General features: G+C 47.2%; 19 protein-coding genes and 1 pseudogene. 9 read left to right on the top strand and 11 right to left on the bottom strand.

All coding sequences use genetic code 11. The features are described from left to right. A partial coding sequence (locus METMK1DRAFT_RS00520) for a DUF4322 domain-containing protein (RefSeq protein WP_009069486.1) occupies positions 1-580 on the bottom strand: 580 nt, incomplete at its 3' end. 192 nt (positions 581-772) lie between these two features. Here METMK1DRAFT_RS00520 and METMK1DRAFT_RS00515 point away from each other — a divergent pair. Beyond that, positions 773-982 carry a hypothetical protein gene (locus METMK1DRAFT_RS00515; protein ID WP_245544500.1) on the top strand — a complete coding sequence of 70 codons (210 nt, stop codon included), beginning with the start codon at positions 773-775 and terminating at the stop codon, positions 980-982. Here METMK1DRAFT_RS00515 and METMK1DRAFT_RS00510 read toward each other — a convergent pair. Beyond that, complete coding sequence (locus METMK1DRAFT_RS00510) at positions 940-2,703, bottom strand: prolyl oligopeptidase family serine peptidase (protein WP_009069477.1); 1,764 nt, start codon at positions 2,701-2,703, stop codon at positions 940-942. The genes METMK1DRAFT_RS00515 and METMK1DRAFT_RS00510 overlap by 43 nt on opposite strands. A 244-nt stretch (positions 2,704-2,947) precedes the next feature. On the opposite strand from METMK1DRAFT_RS00510, the gene METMK1DRAFT_RS00505 reads away from it, so the two are divergent. Continuing rightward, positions 2,948-3,430, top strand: a complete 483-nt coding sequence (locus tag METMK1DRAFT_RS00505; protein WP_009069476.1) for a CcdC protein domain-containing protein — start codon at positions 2,948-2,950, stop codon at positions 3,428-3,430. Here the strand turns inward: METMK1DRAFT_RS00505 and METMK1DRAFT_RS00500 are convergent. Beyond that, positions 3,408-4,844, bottom strand: a complete 1,437-nt coding sequence (locus METMK1DRAFT_RS00500) for an MFS transporter (protein ID WP_009069475.1) — start codon at positions 4,842-4,844, stop codon at positions 3,408-3,410. The genes METMK1DRAFT_RS00505 and METMK1DRAFT_RS00500 overlap by 23 nt on opposite strands. 121 nt (positions 4,845-4,965) lie before the next feature. Then, on the bottom strand, positions 4,966-6,078 hold the full coding sequence (locus tag METMK1DRAFT_RS00495) for an MFS transporter (RefSeq protein WP_009069474.1): 1,113 nt from the start codon (positions 6,076-6,078) through the stop codon (positions 4,966-4,968). Positions 6,079-6,269: 191 nt separating this feature from the next. Here METMK1DRAFT_RS00495 and METMK1DRAFT_RS00490 point away from each other — a divergent pair, with 191 nt between their 5' ends. The 3 genes from METMK1DRAFT_RS00490 to METMK1DRAFT_RS00480 all read left to right on the top strand — a co-directional run bounded on the left by METMK1DRAFT_RS00490 (position 6,270) and on the right by METMK1DRAFT_RS00480 (position 9,351). Next, positions 6,270-7,346: an encapsulin gene (locus METMK1DRAFT_RS00490; RefSeq protein ID WP_009069473.1), complete on the top strand. Its 1,077-nt coding sequence runs from the start codon at positions 6,270-6,272 to the stop codon at positions 7,344-7,346. Next, entirely contained in the window at positions 7,330-7,761 is a 432-nt protein-coding gene (locus METMK1DRAFT_RS00485; RefSeq protein WP_009069472.1) for an acyl-CoA thioesterase, read from the top strand. The genes METMK1DRAFT_RS00490 and METMK1DRAFT_RS00485 overlap by 17 nt, the downstream gene beginning before the upstream one ends. A 429-nt stretch (positions 7,762-8,190) precedes the next feature. Then, on the top strand, positions 8,191-9,351 hold the full coding sequence (locus METMK1DRAFT_RS00480) for an MFS transporter (protein WP_009069471.1): 1,161 nt from the start codon (positions 8,191-8,193) through the stop codon (positions 9,349-9,351). 349 nt (positions 9,352-9,700) lie between these two features. Here the strand turns inward: METMK1DRAFT_RS00480 and METMK1DRAFT_RS00475 are convergent, their stop codons facing one another. The 5 genes from METMK1DRAFT_RS00475 to METMK1DRAFT_RS00455 form a co-directional block, all read right to left on the bottom strand. After that, positions 9,701-10,360 (bottom strand): GntR family transcriptional regulator, encoded by a 660-nt coding sequence (locus tag METMK1DRAFT_RS00475; RefSeq protein ID WP_009069469.1) that lies wholly within the window; start codon positions 10,358-10,360, stop codon positions 9,701-9,703. 30 nt (positions 10,361-10,390) lie between these two features. Beyond that, entirely contained in the window at positions 10,391-11,536 is a 1,146-nt protein-coding gene (locus METMK1DRAFT_RS00470) for a mandelate racemase/muconate lactonizing enzyme family protein (RefSeq protein WP_009069467.1), read from the bottom strand. 20 nt (positions 11,537-11,556) lie between these two features. Beyond that, the gene (locus METMK1DRAFT_RS00465) at positions 11,557-12,717 is read right to left on the bottom strand and encodes a UxaA family hydrolase (protein ID WP_009069466.1); all 1,161 of its coding nucleotides are present in this window, start codon (positions 12,715-12,717) and stop codon (positions 11,557-11,559) included. After that, positions 12,714-13,004 carry a UxaA family hydrolase gene (locus METMK1DRAFT_RS00460; RefSeq protein ID WP_009069464.1) on the bottom strand — a complete coding sequence of 97 codons (291 nt, stop codon included), beginning with the start codon at positions 13,002-13,004 and terminating at the stop codon, positions 12,714-12,716. The genes METMK1DRAFT_RS00465 and METMK1DRAFT_RS00460 overlap by 4 nt, the downstream gene beginning before the upstream one ends. A 66-nt stretch (positions 13,005-13,070) precedes the next feature. After that, positions 13,071-14,045, bottom strand: a complete 975-nt coding sequence (locus METMK1DRAFT_RS00455; RefSeq protein ID WP_009069463.1) for an Ldh family oxidoreductase — start codon at positions 14,043-14,045, stop codon at positions 13,071-13,073. Between the two features lie 591 nt (positions 14,046-14,636). On the opposite strand from METMK1DRAFT_RS00455, the gene METMK1DRAFT_RS00450 reads away from it, so the two are divergent. Next, the gene (locus METMK1DRAFT_RS00450) at positions 14,637-15,989 is read left to right on the top strand and encodes an MFS transporter (RefSeq protein WP_009069461.1); all 1,353 of its coding nucleotides are present in this window, start codon (positions 14,637-14,639) and stop codon (positions 15,987-15,989) included. Between the two features lie 366 nt (positions 15,990-16,355). Here METMK1DRAFT_RS00450 and METMK1DRAFT_RS16960 read toward each other — a convergent pair. Then, positions 16,356-16,552, bottom strand: a pseudogene (locus METMK1DRAFT_RS16960) (hypothetical protein). 326 nt (positions 16,553-16,878) lie between these two features. Next, the gene (locus METMK1DRAFT_RS00445) at positions 16,879-18,315 is read right to left on the bottom strand and encodes an aldehyde dehydrogenase family protein (RefSeq protein ID WP_009069457.1); all 1,437 of its coding nucleotides are present in this window, start codon (positions 18,313-18,315) and stop codon (positions 16,879-16,881) included. A gap of 299 nt (positions 18,316-18,614) precedes the next feature. On the opposite strand from METMK1DRAFT_RS00445, the gene METMK1DRAFT_RS00440 reads away from it, so the two are divergent. The 3 genes from METMK1DRAFT_RS00440 to METMK1DRAFT_RS00430 all read left to right on the top strand — a co-directional run bounded on the left by METMK1DRAFT_RS00440 (position 18,615) and on the right by METMK1DRAFT_RS00430 (position 22,863). Further along, positions 18,615-19,541 (top strand): NAD(P)-dependent oxidoreductase, encoded by a 927-nt coding sequence (locus METMK1DRAFT_RS00440; protein ID WP_009069455.1) that lies wholly within the window; start codon positions 18,615-18,617, stop codon positions 19,539-19,541. After that, positions 19,538-20,947, top strand: coding sequence for an MFS transporter (locus tag METMK1DRAFT_RS00435; protein ID WP_009069453.1), 1,410 nt, complete (start codon positions 19,538-19,540; stop codon positions 20,945-20,947). The genes METMK1DRAFT_RS00440 and METMK1DRAFT_RS00435 overlap by 4 nt, the downstream gene beginning before the upstream one ends. Before the next feature lie 524 nt (positions 20,948-21,471). After that, on the top strand, positions 21,472-22,863 hold the full coding sequence (locus tag METMK1DRAFT_RS00430; RefSeq protein WP_009069451.1) for an FAD-binding oxidoreductase: 1,392 nt from the start codon (positions 21,472-21,474) through the stop codon (positions 22,861-22,863). Positions 22,864-22,937 lie beyond the last annotated feature (74 nt).

Genomic DNA, 22,937 nt, shown 5'->3' with positions numbered 1-22,937 from the left:
CTCCGATTACGTACTTGAACTGCGAAACGAAGTTGAGCACGTCAATCGTGTAGAAACCAGCGTCGAGAGTTATCAACCTTACCTTGAACCCCATCGCGACGACTTGCTCCACGAGGGCCTTCACGATCTCATCCTTGGTCATCCCCTTGACTTGTGTGATGAAAGCTAGTAGGAGCACTTTCCCGTCAAACTTAGTCGTCGCAGTTGCGTAGTTCCAAGAGCTCCCCTCCTCCGAACTCCCGAGCCCCTCCACCGTTTTCCCGTACCACGTCTTGGTGGTCCAGTCTATTGAGAGGTCTATCTCCCTTACTCCCTTCAGCGTCTCCAAGGATATTTTCCTCACTTGTTCCAACAGCTTTTCCACCACTTCCACCCCTTGCTCCTCCACGTAATTCCTCACGGTCTGTGGGGACACGCCATACGTCCTCGACTTACTTTCCACCGAATCGTTCCACAGACAGGCTGAGATGAGGGTTCTCGCCACCTCTTCCCCTCTCTTTCCCTTGAAGTTCAGCATGGAAAGTAATTTATATCCTATTTGTTGTAAGTTGTTTTGGTGAGGGAGATGGTGTGTTATCATCTCGCTTACTCACGTGGTAATACCACATCTCCCTCACCTTAAACCTTTCTTCAACTGAATTCTTAATACTCTTATAAATCCTGTTATCTGCCATGAATCGATATTATTCTGTCAGAATTATTTTTCATAATACGATTTTGGGTCTACCGCACGGAGGGGACTTCCGCCCCCTTAACCCCCAGAAAGTTAAAGTTGTCCACGAGAGTATATCTTATGAATCCATCGCTCTCTAGAGTTGAGGTACTCTACATATCCTCAGGACTACTCTTCCTCACTATCCTAGGTGTATACCTGGCCCTGAGGGGTTACACTGTTGGGACACTTCTAGTTCTCATCTCAGCGGTCTGGGCAATATCCATTTACTTCTTTATGGTGAAAGTATGGAGAGATGAGGAGGAGTGAGCTACACATTCCTCGATGAACGCCATCACGTAGGCCATCTCCTCAGCTCTGGACTCAGGGGTTGAAGCGTTGTGGCCGGATCTCAGGTTCACCAAGAGCATGACGTCATTACCCAAGGACCTAGACTTGGCGGTGTACTTCAGGGCGTGCATGGGATGAACTCTGTCGTCGTTCAGTCCAGTGTAAACGAAGGTCGGAGGCAATCCTTCCTTTAGGTTATGGTAAGGGCTGTAGGAGAGCAGAAAGTCCCTATCATCCCCCTCTGGGTTGCCGTACTCGAACGTCCAATACATCCCGGCAAGAAACTTGTGAAACTTCAACATGTCGAGGACTGGGTAACCTATGATACCGCAGTCCACAAGGTCAGGATACATGTTCATGGTTGCACCCACGAGGAGACCTCCATTACTGCCTCCCATCGCTACGGTCCTACCCCCCAGGGACTTCACGAGGCTAAGGAACGTGGAGAAGTCCCTAAAGACGTTCAACTTGTTCCTGAGCATCCCCTGCCTGTGCCACTCCTCCCCGTTCTCTGAGCCTCCCCTCAGGTTAGTCACCAGGACTGAGTAACCCCTCTTGACCAACTCTTGGAAGATGGCGGAGGAGAAGGGAAGGACGGGTACGGAGAAGCCCCCGTATCCATACACGATGACCCCTTTGGGCTTCCCCCTGGTGAGGAGGAACCCGTGGAGTAGTACGTCTCCCTTAACGTATACGTCCTTTACCTCCATCTCCTCACGCCTTCCCACCCTCAACGGGTAGGGTTTACCGTCCCTTATCCTGAGCAGGGAGTGGGAGGTGGTGAAGGAAGTCTCCAAAGCATACACGTCCTCTCCCATAAGGTCGAAGGAGTACACGTGCTCCCCTCTGTACTCCCAAAGGGGTTCCCCTGAGGGGGTGAAAGCCGATAGAGAGCTCCTGTAATCCTTGATTACGTTAAGTACCACAAATTTCTCGTTTACCTTCATGTCCTCCACTGGGTGGTTCGAGGAGAACAACCTCTTACCATCCATCATCACATCGTTTCCCTTCAGGTAGTAGACTCTACCTCGCACTATGTGGACTGAAGATATCTTCCCTGAGTCTTCTTCCCTCAACTCAGGCCACTCGCCAACGTAGAGCGTAGCTTCACTCCACCCTCTCCCTTTGAGCAGAGCAGTAGTCTTTTCCTCTGCAGTTACACTCAACCACTCGCCCCTTCCTGGATAAAAGGGAAACATCTCATCGCCACAGAAAATCCTCTCCACTGGGGGCTCCACCCCGTCTGGGGACTTCTCCCTCCTGTACTCCTTGACATAACAGAGTTTGCCCTCTTGGTAGAAGAACTGGTTCACCAGTCCCTCTATCTTACCCACGACTTCTCCGTTGGGGTCGATCAAGAGGGAGTAACCCTCATCTGAACCTCTTATCCCCACGCCGATCCTCACCAATTGGCTGTTCCAGACCCTTTCCAGGGAATGGATGACGTGATCCCTGGACTCCATCTTAATCCTCCTTCCAGAGATCTCCAGGCTGGTCTCATCCCCGTAATATAGGATGGCCTGAGTGTTACCTAGAACAAGTAGTTGAATGGGTCTCTCCTCCCTCAACTTCTCCACGAGAGACGGGAAGACCTCCTTGGCCTTCTGTCCCAATCTTTTCTCCACTTGAGCGTTAGAGGACTCGATGAACCTCTTGGTCCTATCGTCCTCCAGATCCTCCAGGTACTCAAAGGGGTCCATGGCTATCTTACTGAACTCCCAGTTAAAACGTTCTTCACTGCAGTTGACTCCCGTCTTACTAGCGTTGTCAGGACTAATTAACAACCTCCGTTAGCGGTTAAGGGGTTTTCCCTTAGGCGCCTTCCTGCAATCAATGGAACATCTGATGACTACTCTGTCTTAACCTAGCCTTTTGAGCCTCAAATTTCAGTTCAAAATATGAACATAAAACAGTTTTTAATAACCTGGTGACTATCCTTCAATCATGATCTCCAATCCTTTCGAGAACACCTACTTTCTCTACTTGGTCTTCCTGGCCCTCATCTTAACCCTGAGCTCTTACAGGAGCCTTCACGGGAGGAAGTACAGACCGTTTAGGGTTTTCTTCAGACCGGCGATTTATCTCTTGCTGGGATTAGGTCTGTTGTCTCAGGACTTCACGGACCCCCTGTTTATCACCTCTCTCCTTGGCCTCCTTGCTGGAGCCCTAATGGGAGTCAAGCTGGGATCAGGAGTATCGTTTTACTATTCTGGAGGAGATCTCTACTACAAGAGATCTGTATGGGTTTACCTGCTTTGGTTGGCCTCCTTCTTACTGAGGGCATACCTCGAGGTGGGTTCCCCTACGTCATTCACTGTGCTCACGCTCCTCGACGCACTTCTGATGTTCTCAAGTGGCCTCCTTTTGGGCGAGTCGTATCACTTGGTCACCAAGGCCAGAGTAATCAGGAGGGACGGAGTTCTGTGACCGTCTCCACTCTCTCCTCCCTCGCTTCCTTTCCCCTCACAGCTGAGAGTATTAATGCGATGAAGAGTATCGCAAAGGAGACCAATAGGGCTGACCTTATTCCTTCAAGGAAACTCGTTGCAACCCCTCCCAACAGATCAGTGGTTCCCAAGAATACCTCAAATGCAACGTACCTAGGTACGCTGAGAGACGCTACAGTTATGGTTATCACGTAACTGGTGAGCGTCCCCAGGTTGGCCAGGGTCCTCAGGAGTCCGCTTGCACCACCGTAGAATCCCCTCCTGGCGTTCGCCATGACTGCACTGTTGTTGGCAGGATAAAACAGGGCGGACCCCAGTCCCCCCACTACTGAGGCCAGAATAACGGTCGTGAGTGGGGTGTTCACGGACAGGCCTATATAGATGACGACCGCACTCATCATCATGGCCACACCTATGGTTGCAGGTATCCTGGCTCCCATCCTGTCAGAGAGTCTCCCCGCAAATGGGGCCAGGGAGCTGGCTATCACGTATCCTGGAACCAAGAGTAATGAAGCGTTGAGTGGAGAGAGTCCCCTTATCCCCTGGAGATACATGATAACTATGAAAACCACAGATAGGTAACCAGTACTCTGAAAGAAAGATGCCAAAACTGAGAACGCGAGCACCCTGTTCTTGAAGGCCTTCAAATCTATGATGGGGTTCTCAGTCCTCCTCTCGAGAGCCAACATGACCACTATGAACGCTACCCCCATGGAAATTAGTGACCCATTCAGCAGGTTTATCCCCCTACCGGCTACATCTGACGCTCCGTAAGTCAAGGTTGAGAGACCCAAAAGGAGGAGCGTCATACCAACTACGTCGAGCTTCTGGCTACCCCTAGTCATGACGTCCTTGACGTATTTCAAGCCCAGAAATATGGCCACGGCCCCTATGGGTACGTTTATATAAAAGATGAACCTCCACCCAGCCAGAGTCGTGAGTATGCCTCCCACAACTATTCCTAGCGTAGCCCCAACGTTCCATCCTATTGCAGTGTAGCCATACGCTTTTCCCCTCTCCCTCGGTGGGAACACGTCTGCTATTATGGCCCCTGAGTTTGCCTGCAACATGGACGCTCCAAAGGCTTGAATCCCCCTGAAGAGGATGAGGTACGTAATTGATGGGGAGAGCCCACAAAGGGCTGATCCTAAGGTGAACACAAGAAAGCCCAAGTTATAGGTTCTCGACCTTCCGAACATGTCACCCAATCTCCCCAACTGGGTCGTCATGACTGCGGTCACAAGAAGGTAGATCAGTATTGTCCATATGGCTGAGGAGAGGTTAGCCCTCAGGTCTGTGGTGATGGTTGGCAGAGCCAACAAGACCACGGTGGAGTCCACAGCGGCCATGAGGGTTCCAAGGACCATCACAAAGAGGATTACCGACCTTCTCATACTATTCCTTGATCCTACCTCAGTTAAAATGATTTGTTATCATAATGTTAAACGCCTAACTAACTAGATAGCTCAGATTTCGCCTTGGACGTGAGGTTGAGGGAAAGTCCCATAAATACTCTCACTGGATCCCCTTCGCGGTCTCAGGGAGTTTTGACACGGCGACCCCCACGAGGATAGAGGACGCAAGGAGTGCCACGGCCAAGTCCCTCTGGAGACCCAAGGGGAGGAGGAGCACGATCGCTACACCGAAACCTCCTCCTATGAGCCTTCCGAGAAAGAACACCAAGTTAGTTGCCGTAGCCCTCACCTCCCCAGGGAAGATCTCACCCATCCATACTCCAAAGTAGGCGAAGAAGGCAGAGCCAAACATCAGGGCTATTACGGAGAATTCCACGATGGAGGGAACCTCCAGGAACATCAGGGAGGAGAATATCAAGGATATGACAAGGAACACATATGTAGTTCTTTTCCTCCCTAACCTGTCGGACAACCTGCCCGCTATGGTGAACCCCACGAGGCCAACTAGGAGAGCGACGACGATGGTCTGGAACGCAGGTAGTTCAAGAGAGGTGAGCAGAGTGAAGCTAAGGGAAACCAAGGGGACTACGAAGAGAAAGGAACCAACAGCGAATATTGAGCCGAAGATGAGGGTTTTGAGAGTAGACCCTCCAAATGCCCTCATGCTTAGTTCTCCAGATCCTCTGAACCTGGACTCAGGGATGAAGACCCAAAGGGGGAGAGACAGTAAGACCACAAGGGAGACCGTTAGGAAGTAGGTGAATGGGTTCCTCAGAAGGTAGGACATTAATAGGCCTAAGAGCCCACCGAGAAAGTAGAGGCCCTGCATCAAACTCCCCACCAAGCCCCTCATCCTACTCGGTGAAAGTTCAGCAGCATAGGCGTAACTCAGGCCGTTCTCTCCGTTGACGCCAAAGCCTATTGTGAACCACAGAAGGTAAAGTTCAGGCAAATTCCGGACCTCAAGGTTAAGGAATAGCGGAATCAAAAAGAGGAGGATCGAGATCAGGAGCGAAAATCTCCTACTCCACACGTCAGCTAAGATTGAGAGCACAACTCCACCAATGACACCACCGACCCAGCTCAGGGGTACAGCAAAATAGGCCCCACTTCCCAACTGTCTAGCTAACTCTGGGAGGATGAAACTTATGGAATACACAGCTAACGCGGCTAGGAGAAAGACCGCCAGGAGCGAGAAAATAGCCCTTAGCATCCGACTCAATCAAAATTATCGAATAAAACTTTGACTCCTTTACCTCCCATATCAGGTAGGGTTCGCCCTGATAGCTCCCGTTTCGAATTATTGAATTTCTTTCCAAATAAAAAGAAGTAAATTCAATTTTATAGCTCTAAACCTATCCTTTATCTAACTAACCTTTTAATACACGAAAGAAGATTATTTGTATGTTCTCTTCTGATCCAACAGCTCTCCTTAGAAAGGAGAGCTTAGACAAGGACGAGATGATCAGAGCCCTAAGGGGGGCTCTGATGGCCGAATTGGACGCAATAAATTATTACCTTCAGCAGGGTAAGTTGTTCTCTGACGAGAAGTTAAAGAAAGTCCACGATGATATCGCCAGAGAAGAGATAACACATTTCGGCGAGTTCCTAAGATTGCTCTACCTTTTGAACAAGGAGGAATTTAATTACATAGTGAAGGGATGGAACGAGGCCTCTAAGCTCATAGGCGACCAGGAGACTTTTCCCATTCCACTGGAAGTTAAAGAACGGAGTGAACCCAAGAGTGAAGGGGGTAACCCAGGGAGAAATGGAGAAGTGAGTGACCAGGTAATGAGATATCTCAATGAAGGCCTTTCATCAAGGAGAATTAGGGAGATCGGAAACGTAGTCAATTACCCGAAGAACTCTGTCACCGTATATGACCTCATTGAAGAAAAAGAAGGAATAACGCAAGGGGAGAACTCAACATTATATCCTCTCCCGAGGTTAACGGAGACGGTTAAGGTGAGGTTTGACGCTGATCCCGTGAGTGCATCAAACGCATTAGTTAGTGCAGGAGCACGTTACGCTAGGAAAGAGGACTCTTTGCTCTTGACGGAACACCCTTTGTCCCCCACTAAAAGGTCCACTAAACAGAGGGTGACTGACTGGACAGTGCCAGGCAACATAGCCTTAGATATCGTTAAGGCGATTGAGACTCTCTACTCCTCTGGTTACTCAAAGGGAATTTATGCAGTTGTTCCTCCGGGAACCTATTCGATGCTTCACAGGGTTGTGGACAAGACGGGTACCTTGGAGATAGAGTTAATCAAATCTACAGTCAACCTGGTGATATCTGAGCAGGTAAAAGACCATATCCTAGTCACCGCCAAGCCAGGATTCTTCATCTTGGAGTCTACTCCAGTCACGGTGGACTACTTAGGAAGGGAGGGTACAAACGAGGTTTACATGATTTGGGGAAGATTGGCACCTTATGTCCTAGACAGTCGAGCTGTAGTACTGATTGGCCCAGGGGACTAACGGTGGACTGGCCTTGACCTTAGAGTTCGTGTTCAAGGACGTAGTCAGGATATATGACACTGACGCCCAAGGAATAGCACATTATGCGTCCTATTATAGGTTCTTCACCAATACCATTGAGAGATTCATGAAGGATAAGGTCGGAATACCCTACCCTAACGTTAACGATGAGCTGTGGTTCGTAATAGTTGAGACACACGCTGAGTATAAGAGACCCCTGAGAGTAGGAGACGTGATCACCGTAACCATATCTCCTCAGAGGTTGTCAGAGAAGGTCATTAGGTTTCAATTTCAGATATTGAAAGAGGGGGAAGTGACCACTACAGGATACGTAGATCAAGTGGCGATAAATCCCAAGATATGGAAAGCAGTGAATATACCTGAGGAGATCCTAAAGAGGATTCTGAACCTTTGAACGCCAGCGTGGAGAAGAGCCGTTGCCAAAAGTTTCGGATAAACTGTAAAGTTTATATTACATCATATGTATTGTAATTTAGATAAGACCGGCACCGGATGTGGTGCGGTATACCGAAGAGGTGGCCGGCGATCACACTGGATGTGCAGGTTTCCCCATCAGGTGACTATGATGGGTGGGGTTATCCCGCTAATGGGGCGGAGGAGGATGATCGGAGCAATGCTTCGCGACTCCGGTGGAGCCCAAGAGGCTGAGGGTTGATATCAATATGAAATCCTATGAGGCCCAAACCCCTTCCCTTGATTCCCTATTAAGGTGTACTATCTTCATGCAGCGATTATTGGAGTTCCCTTAAACTTAAGTATCGCCCTATACTCAAGGTGAAATCTAACGATTGCCGTTTTATAATCAAGTGTTCCATATACTCCAGTGAAGAAGGAGAACTTCACCTTCATACAAGGCCTTCTCATAATCTTGCCTATCACCTTTGTAATTAGGGCCTCAAGTAACGTATTGTCAACTTCCCTACCATTGTTGGCCAAATACCAAATGTTATTTCCCGAATCACTGGTCGGATTACTATCTGGATTGCTGTCCTTTTCTACCTTCTTAGGAAGTGGCCTACTGAACACCAGGCTCACTTCAAAGGAAAGGAGACGTGCATTCATGGTGTCCAACCTACTCTATCTGGTCTGTTTCCCGCTACTCTACATTTCCTCTCCGAGCTCCATCTGGTTTCTATCAGTTCTCTCCGGTGCATCCTTAGGAATGATAATGCCTAACCTCATCACTTCCGCGGGCCTTCTGGAGGATAGGAAGGCCAGGGAAAGGTTGCTCTCACTCTATGCCCTAGCCCTGAGCTTAAGCTTGGTGTTCGGACCCCTATTGGAGTCCTGGCTTCTCGACTTCGTGTCCCTACGAGAGGTGTTTCTATGGTTCTCCATCTTTCCATGTGTAGGCCTCATTGTCTCTCCATTCGTCAAGTTTCCAGAGGATGAGGGAGTGAGAGGTGGATTGAACAAAGAGATATTGAGAAATCCAGGTTTCATAGCATCGTTGTTAAACATAGCCACATATGACGTGGTCTTTGCGTTCCTCCTGGCCTTTGGAGGAATCTTCGCGAGGGAAACTTTCCACGTCAGTGTGGCCGATATAGAGGCTCTCTTTTCTCTCTTCTTCTTCTCTTCGTTACTAGCCAGGGCCCTCATGTCTGTAAGACCAGTAACTAGACTCTGGCCCACTGTCCTAACCTCAGTAGTACTCACCTGTTTAGGTCTCTCTCTAATGCTATTTTCCAATAATCTCCTTGAGTACGCATTGGGACTCCTCATACTTGGAGTTCCCCACGGCACCACGTTACCCATCTCCACTATAGCCATAGTTAGGGGTGTACCGGTAAAGTATCGCAATAGTGCCAACAGCCTCTTCTACGCTTTTGTGATGTTAAACGGAACAGCTACCCCTATCGTGGCAGGCTACCTTGCCGGAATAGTAGGGCTAAGAGCTGAAATAGGACTGATGATACCCTTGACAATATTGCTGGGCGTTCTTGTGCAACGATACGTGAAGTATGTCAACGAACCAAAGTGACTCCGTTCTTGCTCTAGGGATAAGGAGAAGTGATAAGGATGAGTCCAATACCTTGTAGTAGTTATTAGATTTCCCTTGATAACAGGACGTCAATTAAGGAAAGGTCAGAAAACAACTAACCTTGTTTCACGTTTTGAACGTGTGTCGTCAGTACATTGGTCATAGAAGAGGATGAATTGACTCGTCATACAATACGTGCCCAGAGGTCTGTGCTCATATGAGGATTTTAAGTGAGCTACCACGCCCTTGTATACACGGTTCTCAGTTCAGCACACCAGCTGACATTAATGATTACACGCAATCTCGAGGATCCAGAATCTCAACCCATAACACTAGGGAGGAAAAGAAATCAAGATCTCTGGAGGAGAATCGGGAAGACTCTGTTCCTTAGGTACTCCAACACGTTCCTCTCATGTTCAGACATGACTTCCCTGGCCCTACTTGAGTCCCTAGCTTTCACCGCGTTGAATATCTCCTTATGCTCCCTCAGCTCGTCCAGCCTTCTATCAAAGCTGGTGAACAAAGTGACCCTCACTATCCTCAACTTGAGCCTCACCTCCCTGAGGTAGGATTGAAGGAAGGGGTTTCCGCTCGCCCTAGCTAGGATGTCGTGGAAATATCCGTTGAGCTCTGCTAATTTGGCAGGATCTGGGTTCTCCTTAAACGTCTCTCCCTCAACGTCTCTCAGTACCCTCTCCATCTCTTGGATGTCCTGCTCAGTGGCTCTCTCCGCGGCTAATCCGCTGGCCGTTATCTCAAGTGGAATCCTGACCTCATATAGGAACTCGACCTCCTTGGCCGTGACATAAATAACGGTGTATGACCTATTCACTTTCTTTATTACGCCCTCAGACTCCAAAACCCTTAGAGCCTCCCTGACGGGAGTCCTACTCATGTTGAGTTCTTTGCACAACTTGTCCTCGGTTAGTAACTGACCCTGTCTGTACTCTCCGGCCACTATCTTCTTTAAGATCTCGTCATATGCCATCTTGCTAAGATTGCTTGCCATGGATACAATATGGGATTCAGTTTTATTAAATTATCCGTTTTCTTTGAATTTTCCTTCCAAATCGCTAAATTTTAATATTCTGAGTGATGGGGTTAGAGGGTAATTCTTAATCATTTCCTCCTTGATCGTCATACCTATTCCCTTCCCGTCAGGAACTGTTGCCTTCCCACCCCTGACCAAGGGTGCGTCATGGAAGAGATCTGCTGGATATTCTCCCAGCGTATACTCAACTACCTGTACCTCAGGCCTGGCAGAAGCTATATGGAGAGTATGTACGGAGGCCAAGGGGGAGGAGTCTGGTCTATCGTGAGGTGCAACCCTCACGTTATACGATGAAGCTAGATCGATCACCTTCATCATTTTGCTTACTCCTCCTATCTTGGCCACATCTGGTTGGAGATACGATACTCCGGCTTCCAGAAGGTTCCTGAAGCCGTGGAGTGTGTATTCGTTTTCCCCAGCAGCTACGGGCACAGGGGAAATCCGACAGAGTTTCTCAAGGGAATAGTAGTCGTTGGGAGGCCATATAGGCTCCTCCACCCACTCTATCTCGTACCTATTGACCTTTTCAACGAAGACCCTGGCCTCCTTGAGGTCGAAGGGAGCGTTGAGGTCCAAGGCTAGCTTAACCTCGTTTCCAATCCTCTCCCTTATCTCCTTCACTGCCTCCAATACGTTACCTGGTGGTTGATGAAGTTTGACCACACTGAATCCTTTCTCCAACGCCTTCTTGGTGGCCTCAATTACGTCCTGAACTCTGGAGTACCTTGGCAAACTGGCGTAGACCGGGATTTGGTCCCTGATCTTGCCTCCCAAAAGATTTGCCACGGATGTCCCAAGTTCCTTTGCCCTCAAGTCCCAGAGGGCCATCTCAACAGAACTTATGGCACCGGTCACTACCCCACAAGTTCCTGCAGTGAACATGAGTTTCTCTAATATATTCTCAACATCCCAGGGAGACTCTAAGTTAAACTTGGAGATGACGGGGGAGATCAGCTCCTCTATCACAGAGGAGTACGCCCCTATTATCCCACTTCCCGCCACCAGGGTCTCTCCCCACCCAACTACGTCACCCTTGGAAACCTTAACATAGAGGTGAACTGCCCAGGAATCTGTCCACTCGGATTCCGGATAGATCAAAAAAGGTATGGAAAGCTTGAAAACCTCTACCTTCACAGAGTCCTCACCCTGAGATATCAGGCACTTATGTACAGCTTTATGGGCGAGAACTCGTCGTGTTGGAGTACCTCAGCCGCCGTGAGCCTGCCATTCAGTACCCTCAACATGTAATTGAATACCCTTTCCCCAGCTTCCTCCAAGGAGATCTTCAAGTCCAAGAGATCTGAGACGTCTACGTCAATGTGCTCACTCATGAACTTTGCGGTCTTAGGATTCCCAGTTATCTTAATGACCGGGATGATGGGATGGCCCACTATGTTTCCTTGCCCAGTAGTGAACAGGTGTACCACTGAACCCTTTGCGGCGAACAGGGTTACTGCCTCTGCAGCAGCGGAGGAGGTATTTACGAAACATAGGGTACCTCCCTTCTCCCTCCTGAGGGGATCTAGGTAATCTAAGACGCAGTTAACCTTCCTGTGTCCAAGCTTCTGGATGTTTCCAAGAGCCTTCTCCTCAATGGTTGAGAGACCTCCCTTGATGTTACCCTGAGTGGGCTGAGACCCAAGTAGGTCCACCCCTTCACGCTCTATAACGTCAACGTACTCCTTGTATATCTTTAGGAACTTCTCCCTAAGCTCCGGGGTGACCATCTTCTCCGCAACTATGTCCTCCGCCCCTGTTAGCTCTGAGGTCTCACCGAACATCGCCACAGCTCCCAAGTCCACCATCTTATCCACCACTACACCAACAGAGGGGTTTGAGGCCAGACCAGACGTGGTATCAGATTCCCCACACTTCACGCTCATGACTATGGAAGATATATCAACTTCGGTTCTCTGCTTCTCACTTGCCTCTTGAACCATCTCCTTGGCCTTCCTGGACGCCCTCTCTATTGTCTTGAGGTCTCCATAACCCTCTATGGGGAAGACCTCTACAGGCTTTCCTGTCCTAGCTATGCCGTCGGCAACCTTATTGGCCCAATTGTCCTCTATGCCTATTACTACTACCCCGGCTACGTTCGGGTTTGCTCCCGTACCCGAGAGAATGTGAAACAGAAGGTCCAAATCCCTTCCGAATTGTAGTCTACCGTATGGGTGGGGTATCGCGGTTGTTCCCCTAACCAGCTTTGCAACTCCCACAGCTGCTGAGTTTGATAGATCGTCTATGGGCAAGACCAGAACGTGGTTCCTTACCCCCACAGACCCATTCTCTCTTACGTAACCCTTTATTGTCATCATCTCCTTCCCCACCTCAATGACCTTAGGTTGTGGACATGTACGTGCTGGCCTTTCATCACGTCTTTGGTAGCAATTCCTATGACCCTACCGTACTTCAGTACCTTCTCCCCAGCCTTTATGTCCCTCAAGGCTATTTTATGCCCTAGGGGAATATCGTCTAGGCTCTTCAGCATTACGTGGGAAGCAGGTTTCTCTAGATAGGCACATAACACTTCCTCCCCTTTTTGGACGTCTGTAGTTACCACACAGACGTCATCTGACTCTGAGTGAATAAGACCTCTCGGCATAAGTTAGAATTGTCTATGCTATTAATATACTTTGTGTATATACCATAATGTATACAGTTCAAATGATCACCCTCCTGAGAAATAGGGGTTTTTGTTCCTCAAGTCCATGAGGGTCTTCCACAGAGTCTCGTCTATATCTATCCCTTCACGGAGTCTCTTCTCTCTGGTTAATAGTGAATGCTCCCCTGGCAGTGGTGCGTCCAAGATCCCCCTCATTGAACTCAGGGCCCCAATATTGCTCTCAAGGAACTGAGGGTTTATGACGATTAATACTTCCCCTTTATTGGGAGGATTTTCTGTGTTAAGTACTCCCTTTACCTCAGGACCGACTGCAGAGCCCGTTATGAATGAGACTAGGAGCTCTATGCCTAGCATTAGGAAAAACCCCTTAGTGCCTCCCATTGGTAGGAGTCCACCTCTAAGGGCTTTTCCTGGATCGGTCGTCGGATTCCCTTCCTCGTCCACAGCTAGGCCAGGCTGTATAGGCTCGCCTCTCCTGAGGGATTCTATTATCTTTCCCCTTGAGGTAGCTGATAAGGCCATGTCCAATACGAAAGGTGGTTCATGGGGAATAGATATGGAGATGGGTGTGGTAGAGAGTACCCTTAACCTTTTTCCAGGGAAGACCACTGAGGGTTCAGCGTTTCCTATCATTAGAGTCACATATCCCTTTCTTGCCAACCGCTCTGTGTAGTATCCCAGAAACCCTATGTGAGAGGCATTTCTAACTGCTATTATTGAAATCGGCTCCTGAAAACTCCTCTGAATTAAAGACGCCCAAAGGGTTATGCCCACGCTGTGCATTGCATCAATGAGCAATGAGGAGGGTGTCTCCTTGACTACCTTGAATTCTAGTTTCCTCCTGATGGTTCCCAGCTCTAATCCCTTCACCAACGGAACGACCCTTTGAACTCCATGCGACGAATGGCCCCTCAGTTCAGCCTCCACAAAATGTTCAGCGACAATCTGAGGTTCCTCTAATCCCCTTTGAAGCAATATGTCCACGATGAGGCCTCTCAACTCTTCTGCACTTACCTTCATGTGCTACCTAGACGTTGCATTCCCCAGAGAGGTATATATTTTATCTCTACTGAGCGTGACTCTAGATTTTACCTTAAATTAAAATTACCTTTCTACATAGCCCACCCATCCACGACCTTTCCCACCTCAACATGAACTTATCCAAACCCTCACGTGACTTCCCATTCTTGATAAGGGTCTTGTATACTCTATTCCCCATAACCTTTTCCTATAGATGGTGGAGAGTCACAGATTTCTCTAGTCCTGAGGGTAAGTTATCGTCCGTTAATCTACACGAGCTGATGATGGGCTAAAGTGTACTCCATAAATCCCGTCTAACTGAGGTATCTTAGAGAACAGCTGCTTACAATTGTACAAAGTTCTCTGGTTTAACAAAACCCCAAAGATCTTCTCCATTTTGATTGCCAACTATCTTCCAGGGAAAACAACATGACCCTTAAATACTGTTATTTAACTCTAGAGATCAATCTGATACCTTCCCACTTTTATGATGATGTATTTAAATTTTCACTCAATTTCGTATACCTCATTAACTGTACTATATAACAAAAAATTATATACCACATTATAACAAAGTAGAATGAGATTCAAATGGCAGATAAGTCCCTTACTTGGGATAAGGTTAAGGAGAGACTATTCAGTAATTTAGATCTCTCCAAAGAGAAATGGTTCCACTATAAGATGTTGCTGTTGGTGGGAGGAGGGGTTTTTGTAGACGCCTATAACACGGTTGTCCTAACTCCTGGACTTAACCAGTTGAAGGCGGTGTTCCACTTGACCGCCCTACTAGTCACCGCCATAGGTGTAGCTGTGGTGATAGGAACCGGAATCGGCGCACTAATATCAGGATACCTCGTTGACAAGATAGGAAGGAAAACCATGTTTGTCATAGATCTGGTCTTCTTCGTCATTATAGCTGGGCTGTCAGCCATATCAATTAACGGATACATGCTCTTCCTGTTGAGACTTCTGGTGGGAATAGGGGTGGGCCTAGACTATCCCATTGCCAGCTCATACCTGGCGGAGTTCGTTCCCGTGAAGTCCAGGGGGAAGTTCATGGCCTACGATATCCTCTTCTATCCTCTGGGGGCGCTCGCGGCAATACTGATCGGTTATTGGTTACTTGGTGTCGGGGGTCTCAATGCGTGGCGTTACATGGTAGCCTCGGCAATAATTCCAGCAGTAATCATAGCAGTGGCGAGGTTGGGTAGTCCAGAGTCTCCCAGGTGGCTTCTTGAGAGGAACAGAACCGATGAGGCCATAACAGTAGTTGAAAACATAATCGAGAGACCGCTGACAGACGAGGAAAAGACCTTAATAAAGACGACGAAACCAGAGACGAACAGGAACACCTATTATAAGGAATTGTTGACTAAGTTTTCCAAGAACGCCGCGTTTATAGCTATATACTATACAGGTTATCAGATAGCTTTCGTCGCAGCGGGAGTCTTGAGCTCGCTCTTTGCCACATCCCTCAGTTTACCTGTGGAGACCGCCTCCGCTTTGTTCTGGATAGAGAATATAATAGCAATATTGATCATAGCATTCACCATAGATAGGTTCGGAAGGAAGCCTCTGGCCAACGTGGGATGGATAGGTAGTATCTTGGCGTTTCTGGCTTTGATATTTGTACCTAGCACAATAGGCAAGCTCACTCTCCTTGTGATATACTCGCTCCTTGCCCTCTTCCTGAACTTCCAAGGAGGACTACACCTTGACCTCTCTGCAGAGCTGGCCCCTACCAGGATTAGAGGAACTATGGAGGGTTGGAAACAGGGAGTTTCAAGGATCATAGCTGCTACTTTCTCAACAGTAGTATTTCCACTGATGAGCTTCCACGAGTCACTTTATGTGATGATGGCTGCCGCTGTAGTGGCTCTCATTGCAACTATAGTGATGCTCCCAGAGACGAAAGGTAAATCTCTGGAGCAATTGTGGAAATAATTTTAGTACTCTACTTTTTTTAATTCTCTTATGTTTGAAATTTGTATCACGATCAGAGAGAGGAAATTTTGAAACATTCGACACAACCTTAACTTATTTTATCTGAAAATTCTTCTGAGTCAGGTCCTGATAATGGAGCCGCGCTTTCACATGGGTCATTATTTCACATCAATCCTCGTCCTAATATCCTTTGTCCACTCCCTATGCCTAGGTTAGACGTGGCCTTCACTGAACCAAAGACGATAAAAAGGGTCTTTCATTCTCTATATCTTCAATACACCAATATTAGTCGACTCACATAATATCTTGTTAAAAATCAGTAGTTAGAAATTATCAATCTTTATTATGGATTCCAGGAAACCGTGTTTACCCGTGGCGTAACTTACCTTCTTTAACCACTTCTAATTCCGCCACTGGCACCCCTCCTAAGGGATCATACACGGTCACCCTTAAGTCCTTGGGGCTAGTCGAGGGAAACTTCAATACCCATCCAACTTCTCCCATCCTCGTGAGCAGTGCCCGTCATCAGTTGGGAGATCATTAAGAGAGAATTCTTGGGTAATACTACATGAACATGACCGACGTCAAAACGATATTTATAAAATTGAAAATAACGAGTAGTCACGTGAAAGAGTTAAGTCTCTCCCTACACTTTCATTCTACTCACTTTGTGTTCAATCGTAATCGAGTGTGAGGACTTAAGCCCTCAACCACCTACAAATTGCGGTACGCGGATCCTGGGAATCCTTGGAGCTCAACAGCACGAAGTTCACATCTTTGGATCACTTACCTTTGAGCAGAGCTTACACGGTGTGAGAGCTCATGTTTTATATAAAAATTATAATGAACAAACATAAAAATATTTTCAACGCAAAATCAGCCCATCTCGTTAAATGGAGTACACTAACAACTTAGTCTCAGTCATCTCTGTCATGGTGTCCACTATGCTCTCCCTTCCTATACCACTCTTCTTCACTCCACCGAAGGGTAAGTTGTCCCACCTCAACCTAGTAGTATCGTTTATGACTACTGTGCCTACTTTCAACTTTGTGGCGATCTCATAGGCTCTCGAGAAGTTGGAAGTGAAGACCGATGCGTCTAACCCGTACTCAGTGGAGTTAGCCACCTTGATAGCCTCATCGTCGCTGTCCACAGGTATTACGGGTAGGATGGGACCGAACGTTTCCTCCCACAATGCCCTGAGCTTCAGTTTAGGCGGGGCCTTGAACACGGTTGGTGGGAAATAGTTTCCATGCTTAGGGACGTCAATCTGGAACACTATCTCACCTCCTCCCTTTACCGCATCTTCCAAAAATTCCCTCATCCTGTCCCTAGCCTGCTCAGAAATTAGTGGGGCGACATCCACGGACTCGTCCAAGGGATCTCCAGCCTTCAACTTCTTGAGTTCCTCCTTCAACATCTTCAGGAACTGATCCTCAACCTCCCTTCTAACAATTACCCTCTTGGTGGCATTACAGAACTGACCAGCAAAGTCGAACCTTCCAATGACTGCCGACTTAACGGCTCTCTTCAGATCAGCGTCTTCGAGGACTATCATGGCGTCACTTCCCCCCAACTCCATAATCACCCTCTTCCCCTGCTTAACAGCTCTACTGGCCAACTCTAGACCTACAGAGGCAGAGCCTGTGAAAGTTATCAAGCTGACCTTCTCGTTGTTCACGAACTCGTCGCCTATCATGGTCGAGTCTCCGGTTATCACGTTGAGGACACCCCTTGGAAAAACCCTCAGGACTAGAGTTGCTAATCTCATCTGCGTGAGAGGCGTCAAAGAAGACGGCTTGAACACCACCGTATTCCCCACCGCTAGTGCTGGGGCCACCTTGTGTGCGAAACTAGCAGCAGGGAAATTGAAAGGGGTTATGGCCGCGACCACACCCAGCGGTTCCCTCCTCACTAGGGCGAACCTCCTCTCATTCCCAGGTGGGAACTCATAGGCATCCAAGGGTACGTACTTTCCCTCCATCACCCTCCTGACCTCAGCGGCTGCCAGCTCAAAGATCTGGGCAGTCCTTTCGATCTCTCCCCTAGAGCTCTTGATCGGCCTTCCGGTCTCTCTCGTCATGAGCACAGCGAGATCGTTGAGGCTCTCCCTTATGAGCGAAGCTATCTGAAGCAAGGCCTTACTCCTCTTGGCTACCGCCATGGCAAGTAGTTTCTCCTGTGAGTTATAGGCCACATCGATGGCTTCTCTGACCTGATCCCGATCTAGTGAGGGAACAGTATCCACTACTTCCCCACTCGCGGGGTTCCTTACCTCAATGAGCTTCTGAGAGGATACCTCCCTCTCCCCTATTATAGCTTGCATGTATACAGTCTTGTATCTATACTTATAAACTTATTCTCATTTTATATTTAGAATATAAACGGAACGGATTTGCGCTCTCTGTAGCTTAAGCGTTTTGGAGGAAATAGGACTTCCCGCGCGACCTTCATCGATTAATAGTTTAACTAAGCGGAGCCGGCAGACTATTTTCACTATAATTAATGATACTGTGTACTAATCAATAATTTTATGATGTATATTTACTACAATTTAATATCGTATACCTCAGAACTACCGCAAAATTAAATAAGAACTTTATCTAGTATTTAAAATGACAGAATATGTCCTCTCTAACTCAGGATCACGTTTTGAGGGAAGGACGGAAACCCGTAGTGGGAGTAATAGGACTTGGAAAGATGGGTGGAGGGATCGCCACGAATCTCCTCAAAAGGGGGTTCACGATTCATGTCTATGATGTCAGAAACGAGGCCGTTAAGAGGGTGCAAGAGAAAGGAGCCATCCCCTCAAACAACCCGAAGGAGGTCGCTGAGAGCACCGAAGTAGTGATCACTAGCTTACCTGATGGCAAGACGGTAAGATCGGTCTACCTAGGAGATATGGGAATAATGGAAGGTATCAGAAGAGGTTCCTACGTAATTGATACAAGCACAATAGACGTGAGAACAGAGGAGGATATTGAGAAGGAATGTGAAAGAAGGGGATGCAAAATGCTTGTGGTTACCTTAGGAAAGGGGCCAGCCCAAGCTGAGGTCGGTGAATCACCGCTCTTCGTTGGAGGAAAGAAAGAGATTTTCGAGGAACTCAAACAGTTCTTGGAGAATTTAGGGAAAAGCATACACTACATGGGAGAGATAAGGAATGCTGTCCTGTTCAAGTTACTGAGCAACGTTATAGGACTGGGAAACCTGGCTCTACTGTTAGAGGCCTTCAGTGTGGCTAAGGCCAATGGAATAGACCCAAACGTGTTCTACAAGGCCCTCAAGGACACGGGAGGATGGTCATATCAGGCTGAATTGAGACTCCCTTGGGTTTTGAACGGAGATTTCTCCCCTAGGTTCTCCCTGAGTTTCACTAGGAAAGATATCCATCTAGCTGTAGAGTATGCGGAGGAACAGAGGGTTCCTACGCCCATAGCTTCTGTCATATTACATGTATACACTATTGCTGAAAGAGAAGGATTGGGAGAACTGGACGCCAATGCGATATACAAGCTATACGAAAAATGGATTGAGGTGAAGAAAGATTGACAAAAATTATTAACAGTAGAAGAGAATTATTCGAACTTATAAATAGGGGGGATATAAAGGTCAAACTAGGTATAGGAACGATCCTTCTGGCTTTAGGTGGAACGTTCATAGACGCTTACGACTTCGGAAGTATTGGAATAGGTGTATTACAACTAACTCAGGTATTTCATCTAACTGCTTTCTTAGTAGGCACCATGACTGCTGCCATGGCCTTCGGTGCCCTGGTGGGAGCGCTATACGGTGGGAGGCTAATAGATAGGATTGGTAGATATGAAATGTTCCTTATAGATCTCATCTTATTCGTGATAGGGGCTATAGGTGCGGCTCTTTCCGTAAACTTTCCAATGCTGCTCTTCTTCCGTTTTCTAATAGGAGTAGGAGTTGGAATAGATTTCCCTGCTGCACTATCGCTGATAGCCGAATATTCCTCGCTCAAGTCCAAGGGAAGAAACGTTAACCTTTGGCAGGCCATGTGGTATATAGCTACAGTGATAATCTATACCGTAGCATTCCTGATGTATTTGGATTATAGTTACTTTGGACTGAATATATGGAGGTGGGTCATTGGTTTGGGGGCCATTCCAGCAGTCATAATTATCACACTAAGATATAAGTATATGAAAGAGAGCCCATTATGGATATTCGCCAGAGGTTCGCCAAAGGATATCGAGGAATTCCTGAGGACTAACGGATATGACGACATAAAGGTTAAGCAAACACTTGAAAATGTGACTAGTTTCGGAGATTTTAGGAAACTATTCAAAAAGGGGTATAGAAAGAGGACCCTACTCTCTACTACCATATCAGTTGAAGAGAGTCTCCAGTACTTCGCAGTGGGTTTCTATTTGCCCGTCATTCTCAGTGCAATATTCTCTGGGAACACTCTTCTAGCCGTCTTAGGGACAGCTCTGGTTAACGTCGCAGGAATAGCGGGAGGGACGTGGCAGGCACTCTTCACTCACAAGATCGGTGTAAGAAGACTCACGATAATCGGTTTAATACCCTGTTTCATACTCCTCGTGGCCCTAGGATTATTAGGAAAATATCTGCCAATAGCTGTGACTGCCGTGCTTTTGGGGCTTTTCATTTTCTTTCACTCTTCAGGCCCAGGCTCTCAGGGGATGACCATGGCAACACTCTCTTTCCCTCCTAACATTAGGGGAGTTGGCACCGGTTTCACCCAAGGAATGCTGAGAGTCGGAAGCATATTGGGTTTCTACTTACTCCCACTGCTTAAGTCCTACGTGGGTCTCTATAATGCTCTCCTTTATCTCTCCATAGCACCATTGATCTCATTGATAGTAGTGCTTCTGGTAAAATGGGATCCAGTGTTTGCGGGTGGAAGTGTGGATCTGGAGGCCTTCGACGTGTCTTTGGGTATGATCTCCGATACTCCTAAAACCTAAGTTTTTTAATTTCAACTCCCATTATCTCCTTAGTATTTGAATTTAATATAGAATTTCCTAATACCAGTGAGTCTATCGAATTTTCTTAGTTAATCTGATATTTACTTAGTACTTAATAAGAATTGACTAATATCGACCTGAGGTGATACTTGTAACAGAGATTGATGTGATGTCTTGAAAGTGTTTCTAGTTTCTCTAATTGCTGTGAACTATTAGCGATAAGTCCAATGGTTTGTATTATAGTCTCTTTTAGATTACAAAGTATTTATCTTACACCAGTTATTAGATTTTGCCTTGATTACAGGGCGATATTTAAGGGAAAGTCCCATAACTGCTGTATCTTACTTGATAAGAGATTTCTTTCTACTTGATCCTCGCTGACTCGCTAAATACCAACTGGGAGCACGATGCTACAAGTACAATAGGTGGGCTCTATACTATGTTGTATACAATTTCGTATCTAGGGTTCTTATTGTTTGTTTCACATAATAAGGGTTTATTAGTCCCTCAACTAAGTTCTTCATGTGAATCCTGATAGCTTAACGGAAAGAATTGTCACTGAACTTGATGAAATCCAACACTCTAGGGAATCTAGGACAGATTTCCTGAACTTGCCAATAAACCCTATCCTAGTTTTCTATCCGAAAGATAAGAGTGATGTAATCAAGATCGTAACGGTTGCGAAAAAATATAAAGTCCCCGTAGTCGTATGGGGGAGTGGGACGAGCCTTGCAGGACATCTATCCTGTGAAGGCTGTATACTTCTAGACATGAAGTATATGAACAGGATCCTAGAGATAAACGATGTAGAATGGTATGTTAGGGTTCAACCTGGAGTGATACTGGGAGAGCTAAACGGCGAGCTAAGGAAAAGGGGTTTTTTCATTCCCCCTGAACCTGCCAGCTCATTCTTGTGCACTGTCGGGGGAGTAATCAGTAATGCCTCAGGGGGGATGAGAAGCGTGAGATACGGAACGTTTAAGGAGTGGGTTCTACGCTTAGAGGTGGTCTTACCTAACGGTGAGTTGGTGACCGTTGGGGAACCATTCGTTAAGAACAGGGCAGGCTACGATCTACTTCATCTGTTCGTAGGCAGTGAGGGGACACTGGGTATTATAACTGAGGCTTGGTTAAGGATAACCCCTTTACCTCCAGAGAAACCATTCACGGTATTGATTTACCTTGAACGATTTGAGGAAGGAGTAGAGGTAATTAAACGGCTCAGGAGACAGGGTACAATCCTGGACGTTGCCGAATACATGGATGAAACCGTTGTGAGGGCCATCAATAAACACTTCAACACTAACCTTAACTCCTCCAGTGGTGGGGTCCTGATAATCTCAACTCCGCCTGTCTATGAGAGAAGAGTGACGGACGTTCTGGATTCGCTTAACTTAAGGTTTGAAAGAGTAGATGAGGAAGAAATACTGTCAATTCGAGCCTTATCTGGAGTGGCGCTCAAGGCGGAATGGAGGGATAGAGTATCAGAGGATGTGGTGGTTCCCCTTGGATATCTCGACGTGGCGTACCGTGAGATCAAGAAACTGGAGAACGAGTACGGGGTGAGAATAGCCCTTCTAGCCCACCTTGGGGATGGAAATCTGCATCCGAACATATTGGTAGAAAGCAGGGACGATGAGCGACTGCAGGTACTGTACGATAGGATAGGGAGATTAGCCGTGGATTTGGGAGGTTCCGTGTCTGGGGAACACGGGATAGGTTTCATGAAGGCCGAGTTGTTGGCCTATCAGATCAACAGCCACAACGGTTTAGAAGTATTGAGAATAATGAGCGACATAAAGAGGTTGATAGATCCTCAGAACCAACTTAATCCGAATAAGTTTGTACAGCTTGCCTGGAATTTGTGGGAGGGACGGAGTGGCCATGGACGAGGCTGGATCAAGACTGAGGGATGACCGTTCACCGTGGTCTACCAATACTGACAATTTTCTAGTAAACTATTTAAGTATGATTGTATACATTATTAAAT

Source organism: Metallosphaera yellowstonensis MK1 (genome assembly GCF_000243315.1).
Taxonomy (GTDB): Archaea; Thermoproteota; Thermoprotei_A; order Sulfolobales; family Sulfolobaceae; genus Metallosphaera; species Metallosphaera yellowstonensis.
This window is presented reverse-complemented; position numbering and strand designations above follow the sequence as displayed.